Raw genomic sequence first — 23,614 nt, forward strand, 5'->3', positions numbered from 1 at the left:
CATTTGTCCGGATTTTCGATGTGGCGGCACAGGGTGGCGGCACAGGCGTACGGGGGCGTCACTCCTTCACCGACCCGCTGAGCATGCCCGCGATGAAGCGGCGCTGCAACGCGAGGTAGACGACCACGACCGGCAGGGCGATCAGCACGGCGGCGGCGGCGAGCAGCGGGGTGTCCGCGCTGTGCTGCCCCTGGAAGAAGGCCAGCCCGAGCGGCACCGTACGGTGCTCCTCGTCGCTCACCATGACCAGGGCCATCAGGAACTCGTTCCACGTCCACATGAAGGTGATCACGACCATGGTGGAGATCGCGGGACGGCCCATCGGGACCAGGACGCGCCACAGCGTGGTCCAGCTGCCCGCCCCGTCGAGCCGGGCGGCCTCGATCACCGCCCGGGGGGCGCCGTTCCGGAAGTACGTACGCATCCAGAAGACGCCGAAGGCCAGGGACTGGGCGGTCTGCGGCAGGATCAGCGCCCAGTAGGTGTCGGTCAGCCCGGCGTGCCGAAGATCGAAGTAGAGGGGGACGACGAGGGCCTCCTGCGGCAGGGCCAGGCCGATCACGAAGAGGTGGAAGAGCGCGTTCGAGCCGGGGAAGCGCAGCACCCCGAACGCGTACGCGGCCAGGATGGACAGCACGGTCGTGGCGGCGACGACGGCCACCGCGACGAGGACGGAGTTCGCCAGGTACGTACCGAAGTGGCCGCGGCTCCAGGCGTCCGCGAAGTTGCTCCAGTGCGGGCCGTCCTCCGGGACGGAGAACCCGGTGTCGAGGGAGTCCCGCGAGCCGAGGGCCGTGGAGAGGATGCCGATGACCGGGGTGAGCGAGACGGCGGCGAACACCGTCAGGATGCCGTAGGTGACGGCACGGTCCAGGCGGGCGCTGATGGGCGGCACGCTGCGGCGGCGGTCTGTGGTTGACGCACTGCACTTCATGGGCGGCGCCCTTCGACCAGGCGGGACACGGCGACGGTCAGGGTGAGGATCACCACGGTGAGGGCCACCCCGATGGCCGCCGCGGAGCCGACCTGGTTGGTCTCGAACGCCCGGTGGTAGACCTCGTAGGCCGGCACGGAGGTGGCGTTCCCGGGCCCGCCGGCGGTCGTGATGTAGATGAGGTCGAAGTTGCGCAGCCCGGCCACGATGGTCAGGGTCAGCGCCACCGCGATCTGCGGCCGCAGGCCCGGCAGGGTCACGGTGCGGAACTCGCGGACCGGCCCCGCGCCGTCCACACGTGCCGCCTCGTACAGCTCGCGGGGGATGCGCTGGACCCCGGCGAGGAAGAGGACCATGCACAGCCCGGTCCCCACCCAGGTGCCGACCAGGCCCACGGCGGGCAGCGCCCAGTCGTAGTCGCCCAGCCAGGGCCGGGCGAGGGAGCCGAGGCCGACCGCCCGCAGGGTGTCGTTGAGCAGCCCGTCGGGGGCGAGGATCGAGCGCCACGCCACGCCGACCACGATCAGGGCCAGGACCTGCGGCAGGAACAGGACCGTACGGAAGAAGGCCATGCCGCGCACCCGGGTGCGCGCGAGGACGGCGGCCAGCAGCAGCCCGATGGCGACCGGCAGCGCGGAGTAGAAGACCAGGAGCAGCAGGGCGTGGCCGAAGGAGGCCCGCAGGCCGGGGTCGGTGACCAGGTCGCGGTAGTTGTCCAGGCCGGCCGGGGTGGCCCGGGTCAGCCCGTCCCAGTGCAGGAACGACAGCCAGACGGACTGGCCGAACGGGTAGAGGAGGAAGGCCGTGTAGAGGGCGAGGGCGGGGAGGATGTAGAGGTAGCCGACGGCGCGCGGCTCGCCGGGGGCCCGCCGCCGGTACCGGCCCGGGTGAGTGCGGTGTCCTCTGCGACGCGTCACCGCGTGGCCGCCGGGGCGGCCGGGGCCGAGGGCGCGGACCGCCGCTGCTTCCTGATGAAGGCGCCGTAGTCCTTCTGCAGGACGGCGGCGAAGCGGTCCGGCGACAGCCTTCCGGCGATGACGCCCTGGAGGCTCTCGGAGAGCGTGTCGTAGAAGCTGGGCGTGGCGTAGTCGAGATACGGCACGAGCCCGTCGGCGGCGCTGAGCCGCCGCCAGCCCGCGATCATCTGGCCGTCCACGGTGTCCGGCGGCACGCTCGCGGCGGCCTCGCCCGCGACCGCGGGCAGCACGCCGTGCGCGGTCATCACGTCCGCGGCGTGGCGGTCGGTGAGGAAGTCGAGGTAGGCGGCGGCGACTTCGGGGTGCCGGGACCGGGCCGTGACGGACCACGCCAGCCCCTGCCCGCCGGTGGTGACGGGGTCGGCGCCCGCGGTCGCCGGAGGCGGCGGCATGAAGCCGAGCCGGTCGCCCATGGCCTTCTTCAACTGGGCGAGCTGCCAGGTGCCGGTGAGCAGGTACCCGCCCTCGCCGGAGGCGAACTTCTTCGCCGCGTCCTCATGGCCGAGGCCGTTGGCGCCCTTCGGCAGGTAGCCGCGGTCGGCCCAGTCGGCGAGGGTGGCCGCGGCGGTGCGCGTGCCGGCGGTGTCGAAGCCGGGGCCGTGGCCGAGGATGGCGTCGCGGACGCGCGCGGCGCCGAGCCGGCCCTGGAGGACGCCGAAGGTGTGGATCGCCGGGTACTTGTCGAGGTTGCCGAACTGGACGGGGAGCTCGCCGCGGTCCTTGAGCCGACGAAGGCTCGCGGTGAAGTCGCCCCAGGTTCTGGGCGGCGCGAGTCCGGCCTTCGCCAGGACGTCCTTGTTGTAGTACAGGCCGAGGTACTCACCGGTCTGCGAGATGCCGTAGAGGCGGCCGGTGCCGAACCGCCTGCCGTCGGCGGTGACCCGGTTGAGGTTGAGCAGGGTGGCGGGATAGCGGGTGTTCCACTCGTAGATCCCCGCATAGGTGTCGAGCGGGGCGAGCAGTCCGGCCTGGACGAAGGCCACCATGTCCGGGTAGCCCTGGTTGGCCTGGACGACGTCGGGCGGGTGGGCGCCGGAGAGCGCGAGCTTGAGGGTCGCCTTGAGGTCGGTGAAGCTCCGCGCCACCCGCTTGACGCGGACGTTGGGGTACTTCCTGTGGAACTCCCGGTTGAGCTGCTCCAGTTCGTCGTTCTGGCCGCCGCGGATCTCCTGGTCCCAGACGGTCAGCGTGACCCTGCCGGCCGTCGCCGGGTCGGGTATGCCCGTGCCGGCGCCGGGGCCCGGGGCTCCCGCCCCCGACCCGTCGGTGCCCGGTACGCACGCCGCGGCGAGCAAGATGGCGCCCGCCGCCAGCATGGCGGGCAGGGGCCTCCCGGATAAGCCCATCCCGATCTCCTTCCGGCTCGGTCCGGCCCGGACTCGGCCGGGCGTCAAGTGACCGACACCTTGCAGCTCGGACGGGCCCGTCGCAAGAGGCCGTTCGCGCTCGCGCGGGCTCGCCCACGTGGAGTACGTTTCGATACCGGAGGTACTGAGCGTATGAGGCTGACCGTGCTCGGCGGCGGCGGGTTCCGCATGCCGCTGGTGCATCAGGCCCTTCTCGACGACACCGGCGACGAGCGGGGCCGCTGCACCGAACTGGTGCTGTACGACACCGACCGGCAGCGCCTGGACGCCATCGGCGCGGTGCTCGCCCGGCAGGCGCGGGGCCACCCGGCCGCCCCGTCGGTCACCGCCACCACCGACCTCGACGAGGCGCTGCGCGGCGCCGACTTCATCTTCTCCGCCATCCGCGTCGGCGGTCTGGAGGGGCGCACCCGGGACGAGCGGATCCCGCTCGGGCAAGGGGTCCTCGGGCAGGAGACGGTCGGTGCGGGCGGGGTGCTGTACGGCCTGCGGACCCTTCCGGTGGCGGTGCGGATCGCGGAGCGGATCGCCGCCCTGGCCCCGGATGCCTGGACCATCAACTTCACCAACCCGGCGGGCATGGTCACCGAGGCGATGCAGCGGATTCTGGGCGACCGGGTGATCGGGATCTGCGACTCGCCGATCGGGCTGTGCCGCCGGGCCACGCGCGCCCTGGGCGCCGACCCGGACCGCACGGTCTACGACTACGTGGGCGTCAACCACCTCGGCTGGCTGCGGCGGGTGCTGGTCGACGGCCGGGACCGGCTGCCCGACCTGCTCGCCGACACCGCCGCGCTGGAGTCGTTCGAGGAGGGCAGGCTGTTCGGCGCGGACTGGCTGCGGACGCTGGGCGCACTGCCCAACGAGTATCTGCACTACTACTACTTCAACCGGGAGGCCGTCGAGGCGATCAGCGCGGCGGACGCCACCCGCGGCGAGTTCCTGCGGGACCAGCAGGCAGGTTTCTACCGTGAGGCCGCCGCCCGGCCCGAGCGCGCCTGGGAGTCATGGGAGCGCACCCGCCTGGAGCGCGAGGAGACGTACATGGCGGCGAGCCGGGCGGCGTCCGGCGGGTGGGAGCGCGACTCGTGCGACCTGGAGGGCGGCGGCTACGACCGGGTGGCGCTCGCCCTGATGCGCGCCGTCGCCCGCAACGAACGCACCAAGCTGATCCTCAACGTGCGCAACCGCTCGGCCGTGCCGGGGCTGGACGCGGACGCGGTGGTGGAGGTCCCGTGCCTGGTGGACTCGGGCGGCGCGCACCCGCTCGCGGTCGGCGCGGTCGCCCCGGACCAGCTCGGCCTGATGCTCTCGCTCAAGGCCGTGGAGCGCTCGACGATCGAGGCGGCCGCGGACGGCGGCCGCCCCGCCGCACTGCGCGCGATGGCGCTGCACCCGCTGGTCGACTCGGTGCGCGTGGCGGACCGCATCCTGCGCGCGGCGCTGGACCAGACGTGAACGCCCCACCCGACGAGGCTTGACCCCGGCCCCAGCTCCGCGGCGACCGCCATACCCGGCCGGGCGCCGCGGGCACTACGTCATCGGCGGGTCGATCATGTCCGCGGGGATCGGCCTGACCACGGCACCCGCCACCGCATCGATCATGTCCTCCCTGCCTCCCGCCAAGACCACGCTCTCCGCGCCCGGGCCGCAGGGGGGCGTACGGCCGTCCACGACTGGCAGCCGCCATCCGGCCCGGGGATGCTTGAGCATGTGGTAGGGCGCGACAGACCGGGAGCGGGTACGTGAGGGCCCCGAGCGTGGGGCGCACCGCCGTCGGACGCTGGTGCCTGCGCCGCCTGCAGCTCCTGCCCGTCGCCCTGCTCGTCGGAGGTGTCCTCTTCGACTACAACACTTCCGGGCACGTGAGCGGAGAGGCCTTCTACACAGCCGCGCCGATGACGGCCGCCGCACTGCTGTCGCTGCGCGCGACGATCCTGGCGGGCATCGGTGCCTGTGCCGCCGACATCGCGCTCCTCACCCACTTCGGCTTCATGGGGAAACCGGGTGGGCAGAGCGAGCTGGCGGCGGTCGTGACCGTCTCGGCCTTCGCCATCGTCCTCAACCGCCTCATGTACTACAGCAATGTGCGCCTGCAGTCCGCGCGCAGAATCGCCCTCGCCGTGCAGCGCGCCGTGCTGCCGCGGTTGCCGCCCTCGATCGGGTCCCTGCGCGTCGCCGTGCGCTACCGGGCAGCCGTGAAGGACGCGCAGATCGGTGGCGACCTGTACAGCGCGCAGGACACCCCGTACGGCGTACGCTGCCTGGTCGGCGATGTCCGGGGCAAGGGCATGGGCGCGGTCAAGGTGGTGGACGTGGCCATGGGGGTGTTCCGGGAGGCCGCCGAGGAGGAACCCACGCTCTGCGGGATCGCCGCCAGGCTGGAGCGGGCGCTGGTTCGGGAGAAGGAACGGCGGACGGGCCCCGAGCGGACCGAGGGGTTCGTCACCGGCGTTCTCGTCGAGATCCCGCACCGCGGCGACGAACTGCGGCTGGTCAACCGCGGCCACCCCGCGCCTCTGCTGCTGCACGCCGGCCAGGTGCGCAGCGCGGAACCGTCCCGGCCGGCCCTCCCCCTGGGACTGGCGGAGCTGGGCGCCGACCAGGACCGGACCGACACGGTGCCCTTCCCCCCAGGGGCGACTCTCCTGCTGTACACCGACGGGCTGAACGAGGCGCGGAACCGGGCCGGGGACTTCTACGACCCGGCGGCCGGGCTCGCCGGACTGGCCGGGCGCGGCCTTCCCGGACCGGACGCGCTGCTCGACGGCCTGCTCACCGAGGTGAGCAGGCACACCGGCGGCCGCATCACCGATGACATGGCGCTGCTCGCGGTCACCCGGATGACAGGCCCGGGGCGGGTGCCGTCTCCAGGTGCGCCTTGAGGCGGTGCAGCGTGGTGGTGATGTTGGCGTTGTTGGTGCCGGCACGGTCGCGGACGCCGGTGACCAGGATGGCGACGGGGACGAACCACAGCGGTACCCGCAGCCAGGTGGTCTCGGTGACGGTGCAGCCGTCGGCGGTGGGCTCGATGTCGTACTGCCAGCGGGAGATGGGGATGCCGAGCGCCGCCGCCACCTCGTAGGCGAAGCGCCGGCCGGGGTCGGCGTCCGTGACGCGGCAGGTGGTGGACCAGCGGCGCAGGCCGTTGCGGTTGTAGCCGCGGAAGCGGGCGCCGACCGCCGGGGCCTCGGCGCCGCCCAGCCAGCGGGCGCGGTGGGCCTCCTCGGCGAAGCGGATCATGGTGGGAGGGTCGCTGATGACGCGGTACGTCTCGGCCGGGGTCGCCCGGATGTCCACCGTGCCGGCGGCAGCGGGGTCCGGGAAGCGGGGTATGCCCATCGGTGCGTCTCCTCCACTGATGTCATCTGGTGCGATCGTCGACGGCACCATAGTCCGGGACAGACCGCAGAGGGGACAGGCCGCGCGCCGACGGGGCCTCGTCACCGGCCGGGGCCTCGTCGACGGAGCCCTCGTCACCGGCGGAGCCGTACACCGCGGTGATCTCCGCCGCCGCGCGTGCCATCTCACGCCGGGCCTCCGGCGGGTCCAGGACCTCCGCGTCGGGGCCGAACTGGAGCAGCTGGCGGACCGCCCTGAGCACCGGGTACACCAGCTCCGCCGACGCCCACTCCCCCTCGGGCACGGGCTGGTCGGCCAGGTGCGGCCGGGTGATGCGGACGAAGAGGTCCAGCCGGGTGGCACGGACGCGGACCCGGACCCGTACGCCGCCGGAGCGCTGCTCCACCTGTGCGCGCAACGCCTCCCAGGCGTCGGCCAGTTCCACCCCGTCCCGGCGCCGTACGGGCGCGTCGGTGACCGTCGCCGCGGCCACCCGGTCGGCCCGGAACAGCCGGGGCGTGCCGGCGCGGTCCGCGACCAGGTACCAGGTGCCCGCCTTGGCCACCAGCCCGTACGGATCGACGGTGTAGGTGCGCGGCGTGGTCCGGCCGCCGTGCCGGTAGCGGATCCGCAGTCGGCGGTCGGTGAAGACGGCGGTGTGCAGCACGTCAAGATCGGCCTCGGGGCGCGGCCCGGCCAGCCAGCCGACCGGGTCGACGAGGATGCGGCGGCTGGTGAGTTCGGCGGTGGGGCGGTGCGGGGCGGGCAGCGCGGCCATGACCTTGCGCAGCGCGGAGCCCAGCGCCCCGTCGAGGCCGAGCGCGCTGTGCGCGCCCTGCGCGGCGAGTACGAACAGGGCCCGCGCCTCGTCACTGGTCAGCCCGGTGACGTCGGTGCGGAAGCCGGGGAGCAGGGCGATCCCGCCGTGCCTGCCGCGTTCGGCGTAGACCGGGACCCCGGCCGCCGACAGCGACTCGACGTCGCGGTAGATGGTGCGGGCCGAGACCTCCAGCCGCTGGGCGAGCTCGGCGGCCGGGACCCGGCCGCGGGTCTGGAGGAGCAGCAGGATCGAGAGCAGGCGATCGGATTTCACCCGGCCAAGGATGCCGTGGAAGCGTCCGGGAAAACATGACGGCGGGTGTCCACTTAATGCGGGAATCTCCTCCCGCCAGGCCGCGTGGCGCGCTGCCGACAGGCGCCTTCGCCGCGCACCCGACCGCACGTAAGGGAAGAGACGTTGACCATGCACGCACAGCCGCTCACCGCCGACCAGGGACTCGCCGCCGACGCCCGGCGGCTGGCCGACCGGGTCCAGGGGCCGGTGTTCCTGCCCGGGGACGACGGGTACGACGCGGAGCGGTCCGGGTTCCAGACCGGGCTGCGTCACCTGCCCGCCGTGGTCGTCGGGGCGACCGGGGCGGAGGACGTGCGGGCCGCGGTGGCGTTCGCGCGGGACCACGGGCTGCCGGTGGGCGTGCAGGCGACGGGGCACGGGCTGGCCGCGGCCACCGAGGGCGGGGTGCTGGTCGACACCGGCCGGATGACCGGGGTGCGGGTCGACCCCGAGGCCCGCACCGCGTGGTTCGAGGCGGGAGTGCGTTGGGAGCGGGTCGTGCCGGAGGCGGCCCGGCACGGGCTGGCGCCGCTGAACGGCTCGGCCCCGCACGTGGGCGCGGTGTCGTACACCCTGGGCGGCGGGCTGGGGCTGCTGTCGCGCGAGTACGGCTACGCCGCGGACCATGTGCGCGCCATCGACGTCGTCACCGCCGACGGCGAACTCCGGCACGTGACGGCGGACAGCGATCCGGAGCTGTTCTGGGCGCTGCGCGGCGGGCACGGCAGCTTCGGGGTCGTGACGGCCATGGAGGTGGACCTCTTCCCGGTGCCGCGGGTCTACGGCGGCGGCCTGGTCTTCGACACCGATCTGTTGCCCGAGGCGCTGGCGGCCTATCTGCGCTGGACGGAGACGGTGCCGGAGGAGCTGACCTCCTCGATCGGGCTGGTCCCGATGCCGGACCTGCCGATGGTGCCCGAGCCGCTCCGGGGGCGGCACATCGCGCACATCCGGATCGCGTACACCGGCGATCCGGCGGAGGGCGAACGGCTCGTGGCCCCGCTGCGGGCCATCGGGCCGCGACTGGTGGACAGCCTGGCCGACATGCCGTACAGCGAGTCGGGCACCATCTACAACGACCCGACGCAGCCGCATCCGTACCGCGGCGACAACGCGCTGCTGAGCGAGCTCGGCCCGGACGCGGTCCGCGCCGTGCTGGACCTGGCCGGGCCGGGCGCGCCGGTCGGCTGCGTGGTGCAGGTGCGCCACCTGGGCGGCGCGCTCAGCCGCCCGCCGGCCGTGCCCAACGCGGTCGGGCACCGCGGCGCGCGCTTCCTGCTGAGCGTGCTGTCGCTGGCGGGGGACGGGCGGCGCGAGGAGGTCGGGGCCGTCCACCGGCGCGTTCTCGACGCGCTGGCGCCGTCGACGGTGGGCCGGTCGCTCAACTTCCTGTACGGCATCGGCGGCGAGGACGGGCAGGACGACGGTCAGGGCGGGCGGGTGCGGGGCGTGTACGAGCCCGCGGATCTGCGACGGCTGCGCGAGGTGAAGGCGGTCTACGACCCGGCCGAGACGTTCCGCCTCAACTACCGCCTGTCACCGGCTCGTTTGACTCCGGCTATGTGAAATTCCGCCGTTTCACTCTTGCCTTCTCTCATCATGCGCGCGTCAATGACATGGTCCCCACCCGACCGACCGTCAGGTGGGGGCGATGCGCGCCACTCAGGCAACTCCCCCCACCTTGGAGGAAGCTCCATGCGACGCAGCAAGCTCGGCATCGTGACGGCGACGGCCGCCCTGGCCACGGGCGCGATCGTCCTGGCGCCCACGGCCTCGGCGGTCGACCCGACGACCGCCACGGTCACCGCCGACTGCGGAAGTTACGGCTCGGGTACGGCGACCCTCACGGCCACACAGGACGGCACGGCGGCGACCATCACGCTGACCTCGTCCGCGGTCAAGGCCCCCGCGGCGGTGCCGGCGGGCTCGGTCGACTCCACCCTCACCCTGTCCAAGAACGGTTCCGGGACCACGACGTTCACCGGCAAGGACAACCCGGCGATGGAGACCGGCGACGACGTGACGACCGGACCGCTCAAGGGCACGGTGGCCGCCGGTGACATCCTGGAGGCGAAGTCGCTGAAGCTGACGGTCTTCGGGGTGATCACCGTCAACTGCACGGCGACCTCGGCGCAGTCGCCGGGCCCGTTCACCTTCTGATCCCGACAGCGCGTGCACACGCCGGCGGGCCGGCGCCCTCGGTACGGGGCGCCGGCCCGCCGCAGCGGCCATGCGGGCGCGGGGCCGCGGTTCATCTACTGGGAGAGCAGATGAGCCGGGCGTCTCATACGGCCCAGGAGTCGGACGGCGTGTCCAGCCACGCTCGATGCCCGTCGGGAGTCACCGTCAGGCCGAACCGGGAGTGGTCCGGCTCACCGTGGCCGACCCACCAGCGGTGGGCCTCCTCCGCCTCATCCCATAGTCGTCGGGGGCCACCCTGCCAGACACGCGCCTCCGCTCCGTCGCGGAACATCACGCATGCCCACGAGCGGTCAGTCAGTCCGTAGAACCAGACAGGCCGTGCGCCGTCGCGCTTGTCGGCGACGACGTGGCAGCAGTCCGGAACGCGGAGACCCAGAGCGAACCGGTGGGCGTCGAACTTCGTCCTGACGAACTCCTCCTCCGTGATCTTCGTGGAGGTCTCGTCACCATCGGCCACGCTCCCCGGAACGTACTCGGCGTGCACCACAGGAGGGCGGCGCTGGGCTCGCAGCTTCATGAACTCCACAGGCCCGGTGAAGAGACCCGACGCCTGCTCACCGTCCGGCGAGACCGCAAGACGCGCGACGGCGTCCTGGTGACTGAAGTGCGTCCCCCAGGCGGCCACGATGACCCCACCCGACCGGGTCTGCTCCACCCACGCGAAGGAGATGGACCGCAGGCCGCACGTCGCGATGACCCGGTCGTACGGCGCGTCCTCGGGGTGGCCGCGGAATCCATCCCCATGGACCACCTGTGCGGGCAGGCCGAAGCGCTCCAGCGCGGCCCGCGCGGACGCCGCGACCGCTTCGTCCACTTCGACCGTGACCACGTTCGCCGAGCCGAGGCGGTGAGCGAGTAGTGCGGCGTTCCAACCCGTTCCCGTGCCGACTTCCAGCACGCGGCTGCCCGGCTGGACGTCCAGGTCGCGGAGCATGGAGAACACGACGCTGGGCATGGAGGCGGAACTGGTGGACTCGTCGCCCGGCTCCGTGCCGGAATGCTTGCCGTCGTCCCACTGGGTGACGATGGGGACGTTGGAGTCCGCGTATCCCTGCCACGCCGCCGGATCGCCGGCCTTGCTGACGGCGACGCTCCGGCCGGTCTCCATGTCGTGCGGCCAGATCAGGTCAGGCAGGAACGCGGAGCGGGGCACCGCCTCGTAAGTGGGCGCCCAGTCGGACGTCATTACCTCTGATTCGAGCAGGGAGCGGCCCAGCGCGGGCCGCTCCCCTTTCTGCTCATGCGACGCCATAAAGGGCCCCCAGAAGAACGCCGCACACCACAAGCGCCAGGACGAACAACGGACCCGCGAAGCGCCCCACGCGGGCCGGGACATGGCGTCTGACCGGCCGAGCGTGGGACCGGGGCCGGTGCGGCCGAAGCCCAGGAGGGGCAGCGGGGACGACCAAGAGGGTCCTTGAGGCCGGGCGCGGCTCCTCGCTGGTGGCGCAGGGGTCGACACGCCAGTGTTGTTGTGTCGTCACGAGGAACTGATGGTGTGTCGGCTCGGCTTCCGTGTGGGCGATGGCCCATGCACCGATCGGCCGCGCGTCGTCGTCCACCAGACCGGACTCCTGCCCGCAGCGGAGGCACTGCGCGCCGTAGATGCCCTCCGGCGCGCCCTCGGCGGTCTCGGGGCTCAGCACCCACTTGGCACCCTTCATGATCGCGGGCGCCGTCACAGCCACTTCCCCGGCTTGGCGAGGTAGGGCCTGGTGATGTGCTCCCGGTAGGTGAGGTGTTCGGGGTTGGCCTTGAGGTGCCGGGCGGCCCACGCGTGCGCCTCGTCCATGTCTTCGCTACGGGGTCCGACCGTGTGGCACGCCGTGCAGGTCATGGCGTACGTGTGCGGTTCGGCCTCCGGCCTGGTGTCCGGGGTGATCACGTATTCGCGGAACCGGTAGGTCTTGCGGGTCACTTCTTCTCACCTCGCGCCAGGTGGTCATGGATCTGGGCCCCGAGCTCGTCTGCGCGCTTCCGCAACTCCGCCAAGGTCGGGCGGTCGATGCTGTCTTGAACGTCGCCGGGCTGGGGCGGGGGCGTGGCCGGGGCGTTCGTGGTCTTACTGGTCACCGACCGCTCCTCTCCGTAGTGCTGCCACTACCAAGGAGGTTCAGCGTGGACTAGAGTCAGGGGCCGTTCAACCTGTCACTTGTGGACGGAAGGACGGTGAACGCCCGTTGAATCGCAACGAGTTGAACCCGAACGCCTCCCCCCAGGCGGCCTACGGAGCGCGTTTACGCAGCCTGCGGGAAGCACGCGGCTGGACTCAAGACGATCTTGCCGAACGCGCAGAATATTCCAGTGTGCATGTTTCGGCCGTCGAAAATGGTCGGAAGCCTCCGACTCTCCGGTTCTCGCGTAACGTGGACCGCGTCTTCGGCCTTGAGGGCACAGCAGACTCGTTCGAGCGTGAGTACCGCGAGATCAAACACGGCAGCCTGCTGGAGGGCTTCCCGGAGTACGTCGGGTACGAGGGCCGGGCAGTAGAGATCCGGCTGTACAACATCGGGACCATCCCCGGCTTGTTGCAGACACCGGAGTACGCACGCGTGCTGGCGGACAGCCACGTGCGGCGGGGCGCCATCACGCCCGAACAAGCGGATGAACGCCTCGCGTTTCTGGCGGAGCGTCAGGCGGTGCTGGAGCGGCCTCGGCCACCCATGGTGTTTGTGACCCTGGACGAAAGCTGTATCCGTCGGCCGGTTGGCGGCTCCACCGTCATGGACGCGCAGTTGGCGCGGCTGGTCGAGTTTGCCGACCTGCCGAACACACTGTTGCAGGTGGCGCCGTACGAGATAGGGGAGCGCCGCACGTTTGACCTGCCCGTCAACCTCTTGACGTTGCCGGACCGGTCCCTGATTTACTACGCCGAATCTCAGGCTCAGGGAAACCTGGACCGGGAGATTACCTCCGTGGTGCCCGTGCTGACGGCATACCATCAGTTGCAGGCCGAAGCGTTGTCGCAGGCGGCATCCGTGGCCATGATCGAGCAGATACGAAAGGGCACCCCGTGACAACCGACTCCCCCCGCTGGTTCAAGTCCTCCTACAGCAACCCAGGGAACGGCGGCGACTGCGTCGAGGTCGCGGCAAACCTCGTCGCCTCCCGCGGCGTCGTCCCCGTCCGTGACAGCAAGGACCCCCACGGCCCGGCGCTCGTCTTCCCCGCCGAAACGTGGTCCGCGTTCGTGGCCGGAGTGAAGGCAGGAGACTTCCCCACTGCCTGATCAAAGCAGCCGTGCCCCGGCCGCATCACTGCGGCCGGGGCACGGCGAATCGGGCGCTTCCGGTCCGTCAGGGCACCTTGGGGAGGTCGACGTCCGGCGTCGGAATCGCGGGGGGCGTGGGCACCTTGTCGCCCATGACCTCCTTGGCGAGGCGCTGCAGCGTCTCGTCGTCGATGCCCTTGCAGGCGTCGGGCTTCTCCTTGCTGATGTTCCCGCTCTTGATCATGTCCGCCATGACCTTCTTGCAAGCGCTGACATCGCCCTCCGAGTCATCGCTGCAGGCGCTGAGCGACAGCACCAGAGCGGCAGCTACCGCTGCGATGGGCAGAGCACGCATAGGGTCCCCCTTGAATTGCTGTGTGCAGTGTGCGGGCGCACTGTACACGTAAAGCAAGCGCCCTGCCTCCCAACCGGGAGACAGGGCCCTTGATGTACGGACTCGTCGAGTTTCTCCCGCCGGACTACGGCAGGTTGCGGGCCATGACGATGCGCTGGACCTGGTTGGTGCCCTCGTAGATCTGCGTGATCTTCGCGTCCCGCATCATCCGCTCCACCGGATAGTCACGGGTGTAGCCGTAGCCACCGAGGAGCTGGACCGCGTCCGTGGTGACCTCCATCGCCACATCCGACGCGAAGCACTTCGCCGCCGCGCCCTGGAACGTCAGATCCGCATCCCCACGCTCCGACTTCGCCGCCGCCGCATACGTCAGCTGACGAGCCGCCTCGATCTTCATCGCCATGTCGGCGAGCATGAACTGGATCCCCTGGAAGTCCGCGATCGCCTTCCCGAACTGCTTCCGCTCCCGCACATAGCCCTTGGCGTAGTCCAGCGCACCCTGCGCGATCCCCAGCGCCTGCGCCGCGATCGTGATCCGAGTGTGGTCGAGGGTCTTCATCGCCGTGGCGAAGCCGGTGCCCTCCGCGCCGATCATGCGGTCGGCGGGGATGCGGACGTTGTCGAGGTAGACCTCGCGGGTCGGGGAGCCCTTGATGCCCAGCTTCTTCTCCGGCGCCCCGAAGGAGACGCCCTCGTCGCCCTTCTCCACCACGAAGGCGCTGATGCCCTTGCTGCGCTTCTCCGGGTCGGTGACCGCCATCACCGTGTAGAACTCGCTCACACCCGCGTTGGTGATCCACCGCTTCACACCGTTGAGGACGTAGTGGTCGCCGTCGCGTACCGCGCGGGTCTTCATCCCCGCCGCGTCCGAACCCGCGTCCGGCTCCGACAGGCAGTACGAGAACATCGCATCACCCTTGGCCAGCGGCCCCAGGTACTTCGCCTTCAGCTCCTCCGAACCCGACAGGATCACCGGAAGCGACCCCAGCTTGTTCACCGCCGGGATCAGCGACGAGGACGCGCACACCCGCGCGACCTCCTCGATCACGATCACCGTCGCCAGCGCGTCCGCCCCCGCACCCCCGTACGACTCCGGCACATGCACCGCATGCAGATCATTGGCCACCAACGCGTCCAACGCCTCCTGCGGGAACCGCGCCTCCTCATCCACCGCCGCCGCGAACGGCGCGATCTTCGCCTCGGCGAGCCCACGCACCGACTCCCGGAGCATCTCGTGCTCCTCCAACGGCCGGTACAGGTCGAAGTCCTGGCTCATGATCGGTACCCCTGGTTTTCTCGGTCGAACGGCGAACAGAGCACGTACGGCACTCAGTACCCTCCAGTATGCACACTCAGTGCCATATGGCCACGCTGGTGTTATGTTCCCAGCATGAGCGAGGAACGCGGGCCGGGCCCGGGAGCAGGTACGACGTCCGCCCGTCCCCCCATGCGGGACGCGCTTGTCGCCGCGGCCTTCCAGCTGTTCCTGGAGCGCGGTTACGAGGCCACGACCGTCGACGACATCGTCACGCTGGCCGGCGTCGGGCGCCGCTCCTTCTTCCGGTACTTCCCTTCTAAAGAAGACGTGGTCTTCCCCGACCACGAGCGCTCCCTGAAGGACATGACGGCCTTCCTCGACGCGGACGAGGACGACGACGAGCCGGTCGCCCGCGTCTGCGACGCGGCCCGCCTGGTGCTGCGGATGTACACGGAGAATCCCACCTTCTCCGTCCAGCGCTACCGGCTCACCAAGAGCGTGCCGGGGCTGCGCGCCTACGAACTGTCGGTGGTGTGGCGCTACGAGCGCGCCATGGCCGCCTATCTGCGCCGCCGCTTCGCCGGCTGGTCCGACGGGGACCTGCGGGCCGACGTCATCGCCGCGGCCGTGGTCGCGGCGCACAACAACGCCCTGCGGTCCTGGCTGCGCTCCGGCGGCGAGGGCGACGCGGAGGCCGCCGTCGACCACGCCCTGGAGTTCGTGCGGCAGTCCTGGGCCCCGGACGGCACCGAGAGCGACGCCGCGACGCGGGACGACCGGGACGTGGTGGTGCTGATCGCCAAGCGCCGGACGCCGATGTGGCGGGTGGTACGGGAGATCGAGGCCACGCTCGACGAGGCGTAGCCCGGTGGCCCCCGGGTGAGCCCAGGAGCCATACAGGGAACTCAGTGCCTTTACATCTGGCACTGGGTGCCATAGCCTCGGCTCGAGCGCACCAGATTCCTCCGGGCCGAGCGCAGGGAGATGACATCGTGTTCCACACCGTGGCCGAGATCGCCGAACATCCGCCCGCCCCCGACACGCCGGACACCGCCCCCGCCCTGGAGCCGGAGACGCACGTCCCGGCCGCGCCGGACGAGGGCTGGCCCGGCCAGATCTACCTCGACGGACTCCAGCACGGCGAGCTGTACTTCCAGCGCTGCCGCTGGTGCCACACCGCGGCCTTCCACCGCCTGCTGTGCCCGGTCTGCGCCGCCACCGACATGGAGTGGGAGGCCAGCGCGGGCGCCGGCGTCGTCCGGCAGGCCACCGTCGTACGGCGCAGCAACGGCTCGCTGCGCACCGTGGCCGTCATCGACATGGCGGAGGGCTTCCGGCTCCGCGCGACGCTGTCCGGTGTGAGCGCCGACAGCGTCCGCCCCGGCACGCTGGTCTGCCTCGACCCGCACGCCGTCCACCCGCGGGAGCTCACCTTCAAGCTCGCCGACACCCGGTCCGCCGACGACCGGATCCCCGCCGCCTGGCGCTGACCGTACGGCCGGCTCCTCAGCCTCGGGCGGTGTGCCGCGCCAGGAACGCGGCCAGCCGGGTGGCGCGGAACTCGGCGGCGTCCCAGGTGCGGGGCAGCACGTCCCCGCCGCGCCACAGGTAGCTCCACGCCCACCGCCCGTCGGACAGCGGCAGTCGGCGCAGCTCGTACTCGTCGTCCTCGAAGGCGTCGAGTATCCGCCACTCGTCCGGTGTGAGGCCGGTCAGCAGCAAGCCAGGGGCCGTCTCCCCTTCGGCGGGTACGAGGCCCGGGTAGTCGCGGCGCGCCAGTGCCGCCGCGCGCCAGCCGGGCGCGGACGCGGCGCGCTGCTGCGGCACCCGCCCCAGCAGCGCGGTGAGCACTTCGGGGAACTGCAGGCTCCCGTACGCGAACAGCGCGTCGGGGGCCGAGGATATGCCGTGGTCCATGGCGAGGCGGCCGCTCCCTGTCGTCCGTGTCGTGCGCCCGTCGTGTCGTGCCCGTCGTCCGTCAGTCGGCCGGCGGCAGCGGCCCCGTCGTACGGGCCGGCCGGCCGGGCTTCAGCATTCTGCCGACCATGCGGCCGAACACCAGGCGGCCGACCCATGCCGTCGGCCGGTCGCACAGCCGGGGCAGGGCGCGCACCCGCGCGTCCTCCTCCCAGACCACCCGCGACCCGTCCCCGTCCCGGCGTACGTGGATCTCCGTCCAGCCGGTGACGACCGGGCCGCGCTTCTCCAGTCGGCAGTGGCCCGGCCGTCCGGTCGGCTCCGGCGGCTCCCAGCGCACGACCTCCATGGGGTCGTCGAAGACGGCCCGGCCGGCTCCGGTCCGGGCGAGCACCACGGTGCCGGTGCGGGTGGGGCCCGGCGGGGTCGCGGTGATCCGGGTCAGCGGGACGTGGGCGGAGTGGCGCGGCCAGTCCGTGATCCGCCGCCAGGCCTCGTCGGCCGGCAGCGGAGAACGGCGCTCGATCAGGAAGCGGGCCATATCGGGGATGGTAGGCGATCGGGGATGGCGAGGCGATCAGTGCCGGGTGGGCGCCGCGGCCGGGGCCAGCACGCGTGCCGTGGGGCCGTGTTCGACCACCTGGCCGTCGTGCAGCATCAGCGTGGTGTCCGTGTGCTCCGCGACCAGCCGCAGATCGTGGCTGACGAGGATCAGCGAGAGGCCCTGGCCGCCGCGCAGGTCGGCCAGCAGCTCCATCACCGCGTCCGCCGTGTCCCGGTCCAGCGCCGAGGTCACCTCGTCGCAGACCAGGACGTCCGGATCGGCGGCGAGGGCGCGGGCTATGGAGACCCGCTGCCGCTGCCCGCCGGAGAGTTCGTGCGGATAGCGGTCGCCGTGCTCGGGCGGCAGGCCGACCCGGTCCAGCAGCGCGGCGACCCGTTCGGGCACGGCGGCGCGGTCGCAGCGGCGGTGCAGCCGCAGCGGCCGGGCGAGGGCGGCGAAGACCGTGACCATCGGGTTGAGCGCGCCCAGCGGGTCCTGCGGTACGAGCTGGACGCGCCGCCGCTGCTCGCGGCTGCGGCTGCCGACGCCCGGCTTCAGCGCCGTACCGTCCAGCAGAACCGCACCACCGGACGGCCGTTGCAGGCCGATCAGCGTGCGCAGCAGCGTGGACTTGCCCGCGCCGGAGGCGCCGACGATGCCGAGGGACGCGCCGGGGGTGACGTCGAGGTCGACGCCGTGCAGCACGGTGGTGCGGTGCGGGCCGACCCGTACGGTCAGGCCGCGGGCGGACAGGCCGCGGGCCGCCGCGTCCCCCGGAGGCTCCGGTGGGGCCGCGGGCGCGTCCGCGGGGGTGCGGGGCGCGGCGTCCGGCAGCCGCTGCGCGGCCGGCCGTGTCCGGGACGGGGCGCCGGGCGCGGTCAGCTCCACCACGTCGTCGGCCAGCCGGTCGACCAGTTCGGGGTCGTGGCAGGAGAGCACCACCGCGAGCCGGTGCTCGGCGGCCAGGTGGCGCAGCAGGTCGGCGACCTCGTTGCGGAGCGCGGCGTCGAGGCCGGCGGTCGGTTCGTCCAGGAGCAGGACGCGGGGTCGGCGGGCGAGCGCGCGGGCGAGCGCCACCCGGCGCTGCTGGCCGCCGGACAGCTCGCCGGGGCGGCGGCGCAGCATGTCGGGGGTGGCGGGCATGCGGACCTCGGTGAGCAGGCCGAGCAGCGCGGCCCGCGACCGGTCCTCGGCGGTCTCGGCGAGCAGCTTGGCGACGCGCATCCGCGGGTTGAGGCCCGAGGCCGGATCCTGGCCGAGGTAGGCGAGGTGGCGGCGGCGCAGTTCGCGCAGGTCGGCCGGGGCGCAGTCCAGGACGTCCTGGCCCAGGACGCGCACGGTCCCGGCGGTGCGGGAGGTGCCGGGCGGCAGCAGGCCGGTGACGGCGCGCAGCAGGGTGGTCTTGCCCGAGCCGGAGGGTCCGACGAGGGCCAGGACCCGGCCGCGGACCGCTTCGAGGCCGCCGTCGGTGAGGAGCGCGCGGCCGTCCTCGGTGGTGACGGTCAGTCCGTCGACCCGTACGGCCGGGCCGCCGTCGCCGGGGCCGCCGGGTGTGGGCGGGTAGGGTGCCCGGGTCCGCTCGTCGTGGGTCACAGGACCGCCACCGCCTTCCGTCCGGTGCGCGGCGCGAGGGCGTCCGCGGCGAGGTTGACGCTCATCGCCAGCAGGCCGATGGCGATGCTGGGGGCCACCACGGCCCACGGGTTGAGCAGGATGCCGGGCGCGTTCTCCCGGATCATCAGGGCCCAGTCAGCGGTCGGCGGCTGCGGCCCCACCTGGAGGAATCCGGCGGTGGCGACGACGTGGACGGCGGCCACGAAGCGCAGGCCGAACAGGGCGAGCAGGGTGGAGCGGAGGTTCGGCAGCACTTCGCGGACGATCAGGTGCCACAGCCGCTCGCCGCCCGCGACGGAGGCCTCCACATAGCCGCTGGCGGCCACGGGCGCGACCGCCGCGGACACCAGCCGGATGGTGTACGGCAAGCCGAGGGCCACGGCCGCGGCGATCACCGCGAGCCGCCCGCCGCCCGGCCAGGACAGGGTGACGAGCAGGATGCCGAGGATGGCGGGCAGCAGCATCAGGACGTCGGCGGTCCGCTCCACCACCCGGCCCAGCGCGGGGCGCAGGGCGCCCGCGGTGCCCAGGAGCGCGGCGATCACGGTGACGGTGAGGGCGACGACCAGCGAGGTGCCGATCAGCTCCCGGCCTCCGGCGAGGAGTCGGCTCCACACGTCGCGGCCGAGCTGGTCACCGCCGAGCGGCGCGCCGTCTGCTCCGGCCTCCCCGTACGGTATCGCCACCGGCTTGTCGATGGCCTCCGGCGCGAGCCAGGGCCCCGCGAGCGCGACGGCGGTGAACAGCAGGGCGGGCAGGGTCCGCAGAAGCACCCTGCGGCGGGCCGCGGTTGTGCGTGCGGTCGCGCCCTCGGCGCCGGGGCCGGTCGCGCGCCGGGCCGCACAGAAGCCCGGCGCGCTCCCGCCCCCTCCCCTCCCCTGCTTCTTCGCCGACTGCGAAGACTGCGACGTCATCCACGTCCTCCTGCGGCTCGGGCCCGCACCAGGTCGGCGAGGAGCAGTACACCGGTGATCACGGCGCCGGTCACCATCACCACGGCGGCGATGACCGGCGTGTCCCGGTCGGCGACGGCACTGGCCAGTACGCTGCCGATGCCCGGGTAGTTGAAGATGGTCTCCACGACGACGGCGCCGCCCAGCAGCATGCCGGTCGAGGTGGCGGCGCCGGTGGCGATGGCGGGGAGGGCGCCGGGCAGGACGTGGTGGGTCAGGATCCGGTGGGCCGGGAGGCCGTCCAGCACGGCGGTCTCGACGTGCGGGGCCTTCGCCTCGTCGGCGAGGGCCGCGCGGACGATCCGGGTGTTCCAGCCGATCTGCGGGATGGCCAGGGCCATGACGGGCAGCACCAGCATGTCCCAGGAGGCGGGGGCGCCGTCCGCGCCCGCCGTGGTGACGGCGGGCAGCAGGTCGGTCCACAGCGCGAAGACCAGCACCAGCGCGACGGCGACCACGAATTCGGGCAGCGCGAGCACGGCGGTGGCCGAGGCGGAGACCGTACGGTCCACGGCGCGGCCCGGCCGCAGCGCGGCCCAGCAGCCCAGGGCGACCGAGACGGTGACGGTGACCAGCAGCGCGAGCCCGCCCAGCAGCAGGGTGTTGGGGAACGGCCCGGACAGCAGGTCGCGGACCGGCTCACCGCGCGCGGACGTACCGAAGTCGCCCCTGGGCAGGGCCGTCATCCAGTCCCAGAACCGCTCGGCGACCGGCCGGTCCAGGCCGAGCAGCGCGCGCCGCCGCTCGGTGTCCGCGGCGCTCTCGCCTCGTTCGGAGGTGGCGTCCGCCGCGTCCCCGGGGAGGACTTCCACGGCCACGAAGACCAGCGCGAGCAGCGCGGCGAGCAGCAGGGCCCGCCGCGCCAGCAGGGAGCCGAAGCGCAGGGCCGTCCGCGCGGCCCTCGTGCTCAGCGCCCCGGCCGTCGCCGCCCGCGCGGCCTTCGTGGTCAGGCGTCCAGCCATGCCCGCTCGAGCTGAACGCGCCCGTAGCCGGGCAGCTTCGGCAGGTCGCGGACCTTCTCGGCGGCCAGGTCGATGCCGTCGGCGACGCCCCACAGCAGGTAGCCGGAGCGCTCGTGCTCGATGACCTGGAGGTCGCGAAGGGCCTTGGTCCGCGCGCTCTCGTCGGCGGAGCCGAGCGCCTTCTTGTACGTCTTGTCGAACTCGGCGTCGTCCCAACCGGTCTCGTTCGACGTGGAGTCGGAGACCATGGTGCGGCCGGCGAGGAAGACGACGGAGTCGTTGGTACCCCAATAGGTCGTGTAGAGGTCGCCCTTGAGCCAGGTGGACTCCCAGAACTTCGCCGACTCCTGCTTCTCCACCTTCACCTTCACCCCGGCCTCGCGGACCTGGGTGGCGAACAGGGTCGCGGACTCGGCCAGCCCCGCGATGTCCTCGGTGGTCCTCAGGACATAGGTCTTGGACAGGTCGAAGTCGGCTTCCTTGAGCAGCTTCCTGGCCTTGGCGAGGTCGCGGGCGCGCTGCGGGATGTCCTTGGCGTAGGCCGGGTCGCCGGTGCCCAGCACGTCGTTGGCGGCCTTGCCGTAGCCGCTGAGGACCTGCTTGACCATGGCGTCGCGGTCCACGGCGAGCCGCAGGGCCTCGCGCACCTTGGGGTCGGCGAAGGGGCTGCCCTTGGAGGTGCGCATGACGATGGGCATCGCCATGTCGTCGGCGCGGCGCAGGATCTGGATGTCCTTGCGGCGCTCGGCGGTACGGGCCTGGACGGCGCCGGCGTTGGAGGCGAGGTCGATCTGCCCGGCGAACAGGGCGTTGGCCATGGCCTGGGGGCTGTCGAAGATCTTGACCTCGATCGCGTCGAGGTACACCTTGCCGCCGTGCCACTGGTCGTTGCGGACCAGCCGGGCGTTGCCCGCGCGGTACCAGTCCAGCTTAAAGGGGCCGGTGCCGGGCGCCTTGGCGATCTCCTTGTCCTTGGTGCCCTTCTTGAGGACGAAGGTGGACAGCCGGGTGAGCAGCGGCAGTTCGGCGTTGGGGTAGTCGGAGACGATGACGACGGTGTCCTTGCCGTCGGCGGTGATGTTGTCGGCCTTGATGCCGGGCAGCCGGGAGGCGCCGGAGGGGGTGTTGCGCAGCCGGCGCAGCGACCAGACGACGTCGTCGGCGGTGACGGGGGTGCCGTCGTGGAACTTCGCGCCCTTGGCGAGGGTGAAGCGCCAGGTCTTGAGGTCCTTGTCGGACTTCCAGCCGGTGGCGAGCCGGGCGACGGTGTTTTCGGTGTCGCCGGGGACGGTGAGGGTGTCGTAGATGAGGCTGATGACGAGGTAGTCGCTCTCGTTGGCCTGGGTGCCGTGCGGGTCCCGGGTGATGGCTCCGGCGCGGCCGAGCGCGCCCACCCGCAGGGTGCCGCCGGGCTTGGGCTTGCCACCGCTCTTCGCTGAAGAGCCGCTTCCCGAATCGTCCCCACCACAGGCGGTGAGCAGCGCTCCGGCACCCAGGCCGCCGCCGACCCAGAGCATCTGTCGTCTCGTCAGTCCCACGTTCGCGTCCTCGCTTCGTTCTTTCGCCCTGGTCAGGCGGTTCCGGTCCCCGTCATGGCATGCCTGCGGGCACACGAGCGGATCGCCCGTGCGCTGGGGGGCGGCGCGGTCTCCTGGAGGAGCATAGAGCCAAACTCGATTTTAGGTAAGGCTTGCCTAAGATTTGATGCGCTGCTACGTTCCAATCGCCTGCCGCAGCCGTCTCCCCGGCAGCCCCAACCCCCCGCAGCCGTCAGCGTGTCCGGCGTGCCCGCCTGCCGCCGGACGCCCCACACGCCTGCCCACGAACGACTGCTCTCCCCCATGAAAGGGATGGATCCGCACATGGAAACGGGCCCCGCACCCGTCCGCCAGCTGGATGCCGACACGATCTCCGAGCTCAACGAGGCCGCCCAGGCGCTCCTTGACGCCTACGGCTCCGCCGAACACCCCGACCTGCTGAAGGCGGTGCCCGCTGCCGCCGCCGCGCTCAGCGACCGGGTGCGCCACCACTGCCGCCCGCACGAGACCGATGACGGCGTCTACGTCATCCGCGGGCTCTCCGTCGACGACGCCGCGCTCGGCCCCACCCCCGGACACTGGTCCACCGCGGGCGACTCAGGCGCCGTATGGGACGTCATCCTGCTGCTGCTCGCCACCGTGATGGGCCGCCCGATCGCCTGGGAGGGCCAGCAGGACGGCCGGTTCGTCCACAACATCGTCCCGTCGCCGGGGCATGAGCAGGAGCAGACGGGCGCGAGCAGCACCGTGCTCCTCAGCCCGCACACCGAGGACGCCTTCCACCCCGGCCGGGCCCATCTGCTGATGCTCGGCTGCATGCGCAACCCGGACAACATCGCGACGACCGCGTCCAGCATCCGGCGTACCGAACTCCAGTCCGAGGACGTCGCGCTGCTCAGCGAGCCCGTGCTGCCGATCCTGCCCGACGACTCGTACACGGAGGCGCAGGCCAGCGGCCTGGAGCCGCCGGCCGTGCCCACGCTGTGGGAGTCCGAGGACGGCCTCACGCTGCGCTTCGACCCCGCCTACACCCCGCTGGACCAGGCGTCGGACGCGCACCGGGCCGCCTACGCCCGGCTGTCGGCGGAGCTGGAGCGGGTCACCGCGCCGGTGAGCCTGACCCCGGGCGACATCCTGATCGTCGACAACGACGTGGTGGTGCACGGCCGGGTGCCGTTCCGCGCCCGCTACGACGGCTCCGACCGCTGGCTCAAGCGCGCCTCCATCCGCATCCCCGGCCGCGCCACGCGGCCCGCCGCCGAGCGCGACGAGCACGGCTACGGCCAGGCCGCCGTCGTCGCCCCCGCCTGATCCCGCCCCTGACCA

Annotated in this window: 25 protein-coding genes; 9 read left to right on the plus strand and 16 right to left on the minus strand. The window is 72.4% G+C overall.

Annotation, left to right across the window (positions count from 1 at the left end; translation table 11 throughout):
* Window positions 1-58 precede the first annotated feature (58 nt).
* From Q3Y56_RS02110 to Q3Y56_RS02120, 3 genes are read right to left on the minus strand one after another with little or no spacing between them, the layout of a single operon-like run.
* The gene (locus Q3Y56_RS02110) at window positions 59-886 is read right to left on the minus strand and encodes a carbohydrate ABC transporter permease (RefSeq protein WP_304465446.1); all 828 of its coding nucleotides are present in this window, start codon (window positions 884-886) and stop codon (window positions 59-61) included.
* A 44-nt stretch (window positions 887-930) separates the two neighbouring features.
* The gene (locus tag Q3Y56_RS02115) at window positions 931-1,851 is read right to left on the minus strand and encodes a carbohydrate ABC transporter permease (protein ID WP_304460267.1); all 921 of its coding nucleotides are present in this window, start codon (window positions 1,849-1,851) and stop codon (window positions 931-933) included.
* A complete protein-coding gene (locus Q3Y56_RS02120) occupies window positions 1,848-3,257 on the minus strand; it encodes an ABC transporter substrate-binding protein (RefSeq protein ID WP_304460268.1) in 1,410 nt (469 codons plus the stop codon). The genes Q3Y56_RS02115 and Q3Y56_RS02120 overlap by 4 nt, the downstream gene beginning before the upstream one ends.
* A 153-nt stretch (window positions 3,258-3,410) precedes the next feature.
* Here Q3Y56_RS02120 and Q3Y56_RS02125 point away from each other — a divergent pair, with 153 nt between their 5' ends.
* Window positions 3,411-4,736: a 6-phospho-beta-glucosidase gene (locus Q3Y56_RS02125; protein ID WP_304460269.1), complete on the plus strand. Its 1,326-nt coding sequence runs from the start codon at window positions 3,411-3,413 to the stop codon at window positions 4,734-4,736.
* Window positions 4,737-5,023: 287 nt separating this feature from the next.
* The gene (locus Q3Y56_RS02130; protein WP_304460270.1) at window positions 5,024-6,163 is read left to right on the plus strand and encodes a PP2C family protein-serine/threonine phosphatase; all 1,140 of its coding nucleotides are present in this window, start codon (window positions 5,024-5,026) and stop codon (window positions 6,161-6,163) included.
* Here Q3Y56_RS02130 and Q3Y56_RS02135 read toward each other — a convergent pair.
* Both Q3Y56_RS02135 and Q3Y56_RS02140 read right to left on the minus strand, forming a co-directional pair.
* Complete coding sequence (locus Q3Y56_RS02135; RefSeq protein ID WP_304460271.1) at window positions 6,114-6,620, minus strand: SRPBCC family protein; 507 nt, start codon at window positions 6,618-6,620, stop codon at window positions 6,114-6,116. The genes Q3Y56_RS02130 and Q3Y56_RS02135 overlap by 50 nt on opposite strands.
* Before the next feature lie 22 nt (window positions 6,621-6,642).
* Window positions 6,643-7,713, minus strand: a complete 1,071-nt coding sequence (locus Q3Y56_RS02140) for a YafY family protein (protein ID WP_304460272.1) — start codon at window positions 7,711-7,713, stop codon at window positions 6,643-6,645.
* Between the two features lie 150 nt (window positions 7,714-7,863).
* Between Q3Y56_RS02140 and Q3Y56_RS02145 the strand changes: the two genes are divergently transcribed.
* Window positions 7,864-9,300 (plus strand): FAD-binding oxidoreductase, encoded by a 1,437-nt coding sequence (locus Q3Y56_RS02145; RefSeq protein ID WP_304465447.1) that lies wholly within the window; start codon window positions 7,864-7,866, stop codon window positions 9,298-9,300.
* 129 nt (window positions 9,301-9,429) lie between these two features.
* Window positions 9,430-9,894, plus strand: coding sequence for a hypothetical protein (locus tag Q3Y56_RS02150; RefSeq protein WP_304460273.1), 465 nt, complete (start codon window positions 9,430-9,432; stop codon window positions 9,892-9,894).
* A 124-nt stretch (window positions 9,895-10,018) separates the two neighbouring features.
* On the opposite strand, the gene Q3Y56_RS02155 is transcribed toward Q3Y56_RS02150, so the two are convergent.
* The 3 genes from Q3Y56_RS02155 to Q3Y56_RS02165 form a co-directional block, all read right to left on the minus strand.
* Complete coding sequence (locus Q3Y56_RS02155) at window positions 10,019-11,122, minus strand: methyltransferase domain-containing protein (protein ID WP_304460274.1); 1,104 nt, start codon at window positions 11,120-11,122, stop codon at window positions 10,019-10,021.
* A 492-nt stretch (window positions 11,123-11,614) separates the two neighbouring features.
* Window positions 11,615-11,854: a hypothetical protein gene (locus Q3Y56_RS02160; RefSeq protein ID WP_304460275.1), complete on the minus strand. Its 240-nt coding sequence runs from the start codon at window positions 11,852-11,854 to the stop codon at window positions 11,615-11,617.
* A complete protein-coding gene (locus tag Q3Y56_RS02165; protein ID WP_304460276.1) occupies window positions 11,851-12,009 on the minus strand; it encodes a hypothetical protein in 159 nt (52 codons plus the stop codon). The genes Q3Y56_RS02160 and Q3Y56_RS02165 overlap by 4 nt, the downstream gene beginning before the upstream one ends.
* A 107-nt stretch (window positions 12,010-12,116) precedes the next feature.
* Between Q3Y56_RS02165 and Q3Y56_RS02170 the strand changes: the two genes are divergently transcribed.
* A complete protein-coding gene (locus Q3Y56_RS02170; protein WP_304460277.1) occupies window positions 12,117-12,953 on the plus strand; it encodes a helix-turn-helix transcriptional regulator in 837 nt (278 codons plus the stop codon).
* The gene (locus Q3Y56_RS02175; RefSeq protein WP_304460278.1) at window positions 12,950-13,165 is read left to right on the plus strand and encodes a DUF397 domain-containing protein; all 216 of its coding nucleotides are present in this window, start codon (window positions 12,950-12,952) and stop codon (window positions 13,163-13,165) included. Before Q3Y56_RS02170 ends, Q3Y56_RS02175 begins: the two co-directional genes overlap by 4 nt.
* A 67-nt stretch (window positions 13,166-13,232) precedes the next feature.
* Here the strand turns inward: Q3Y56_RS02175 and Q3Y56_RS02180 are convergent, their stop codons facing one another.
* Together Q3Y56_RS02180 and Q3Y56_RS02185 are read right to left on the minus strand one after the other, a co-directional pair.
* Entirely contained in the window at window positions 13,233-13,502 is a 270-nt protein-coding gene (locus Q3Y56_RS02180; protein ID WP_304460279.1) for a hypothetical protein, read from the minus strand.
* Window positions 13,503-13,626: 124 nt separating this feature from the next.
* Window positions 13,627-14,778, minus strand: a complete 1,152-nt coding sequence (locus tag Q3Y56_RS02185; protein ID WP_304460280.1) for an acyl-CoA dehydrogenase — start codon at window positions 14,776-14,778, stop codon at window positions 13,627-13,629.
* 114 nt (window positions 14,779-14,892) lie between these two features.
* Between Q3Y56_RS02185 and Q3Y56_RS02190 the strand changes: the two genes are divergently transcribed.
* The gene (locus Q3Y56_RS02190; RefSeq protein ID WP_304460281.1) at window positions 14,893-15,624 is read left to right on the plus strand and encodes a TetR family transcriptional regulator; all 732 of its coding nucleotides are present in this window, start codon (window positions 14,893-14,895) and stop codon (window positions 15,622-15,624) included.
* Window positions 15,625-15,752: 128 nt separating this feature from the next.
* On the plus strand, window positions 15,753-16,250 hold the full coding sequence (locus tag Q3Y56_RS02195; protein ID WP_304460282.1) for a Zn-ribbon domain-containing OB-fold protein: 498 nt from the start codon (window positions 15,753-15,755) through the stop codon (window positions 16,248-16,250).
* Between the two features lie 16 nt (window positions 16,251-16,266).
* On the opposite strand, the gene Q3Y56_RS02200 is transcribed toward Q3Y56_RS02195, so the two are convergent.
* The 6 genes from Q3Y56_RS02200 to Q3Y56_RS02225 all read right to left on the minus strand — a co-directional run bounded on the left by Q3Y56_RS02200 (window position 16,267) and on the right by Q3Y56_RS02225 (window position 22,267).
* A complete protein-coding gene (locus Q3Y56_RS02200; RefSeq protein ID WP_304460283.1) occupies window positions 16,267-16,677 on the minus strand; it encodes a gamma-glutamylcyclotransferase family protein in 411 nt (136 codons plus the stop codon).
* A gap of 61 nt (window positions 16,678-16,738) precedes the next feature.
* Window positions 16,739-17,218, minus strand: coding sequence for an SRPBCC family protein (locus Q3Y56_RS02205; RefSeq protein WP_304460284.1), 480 nt, complete (start codon window positions 17,216-17,218; stop codon window positions 16,739-16,741).
* A 36-nt stretch (window positions 17,219-17,254) separates the two neighbouring features.
* Window positions 17,255-18,814, minus strand: coding sequence for an ABC transporter ATP-binding protein (locus Q3Y56_RS02210; protein ID WP_304460285.1), 1,560 nt, complete (start codon window positions 18,812-18,814; stop codon window positions 17,255-17,257).
* Window positions 18,811-19,749 carry an ABC transporter permease gene (locus tag Q3Y56_RS02215; RefSeq protein ID WP_304460286.1) on the minus strand — a complete coding sequence of 313 codons (939 nt, stop codon included), beginning with the start codon at window positions 19,747-19,749 and terminating at the stop codon, window positions 18,811-18,813. Before Q3Y56_RS02215 ends, Q3Y56_RS02210 begins: the two co-directional genes overlap by 4 nt.
* Window positions 19,746-20,750 carry an ABC transporter permease gene (locus Q3Y56_RS02220; protein ID WP_304460287.1) on the minus strand — a complete coding sequence of 335 codons (1,005 nt, stop codon included), beginning with the start codon at window positions 20,748-20,750 and terminating at the stop codon, window positions 19,746-19,748. The genes Q3Y56_RS02215 and Q3Y56_RS02220 overlap by 4 nt, the downstream gene beginning before the upstream one ends.
* The gene (locus Q3Y56_RS02225; RefSeq protein WP_304465448.1) at window positions 20,735-22,267 is read right to left on the minus strand and encodes an ABC transporter substrate-binding protein; all 1,533 of its coding nucleotides are present in this window, start codon (window positions 22,265-22,267) and stop codon (window positions 20,735-20,737) included. Before Q3Y56_RS02225 ends, Q3Y56_RS02220 begins: the two co-directional genes overlap by 16 nt.
* 345 nt (window positions 22,268-22,612) lie before the next feature.
* Here Q3Y56_RS02225 and Q3Y56_RS02230 point away from each other — a divergent pair, with 345 nt between their 5' ends.
* Window positions 22,613-23,599, plus strand: a complete 987-nt coding sequence (locus Q3Y56_RS02230; RefSeq protein ID WP_304460288.1) for a TauD/TfdA family dioxygenase — start codon at window positions 22,613-22,615, stop codon at window positions 23,597-23,599.
* Window positions 23,600-23,614 lie beyond the last annotated feature (15 nt).

The sequence above is a fragment of the Streptomyces sp. XD-27 genome, from assembly GCF_030553055.1.
Classification (GTDB): Bacteria; Actinomycetota; Actinomycetes; order Streptomycetales; family Streptomycetaceae; genus Streptomyces.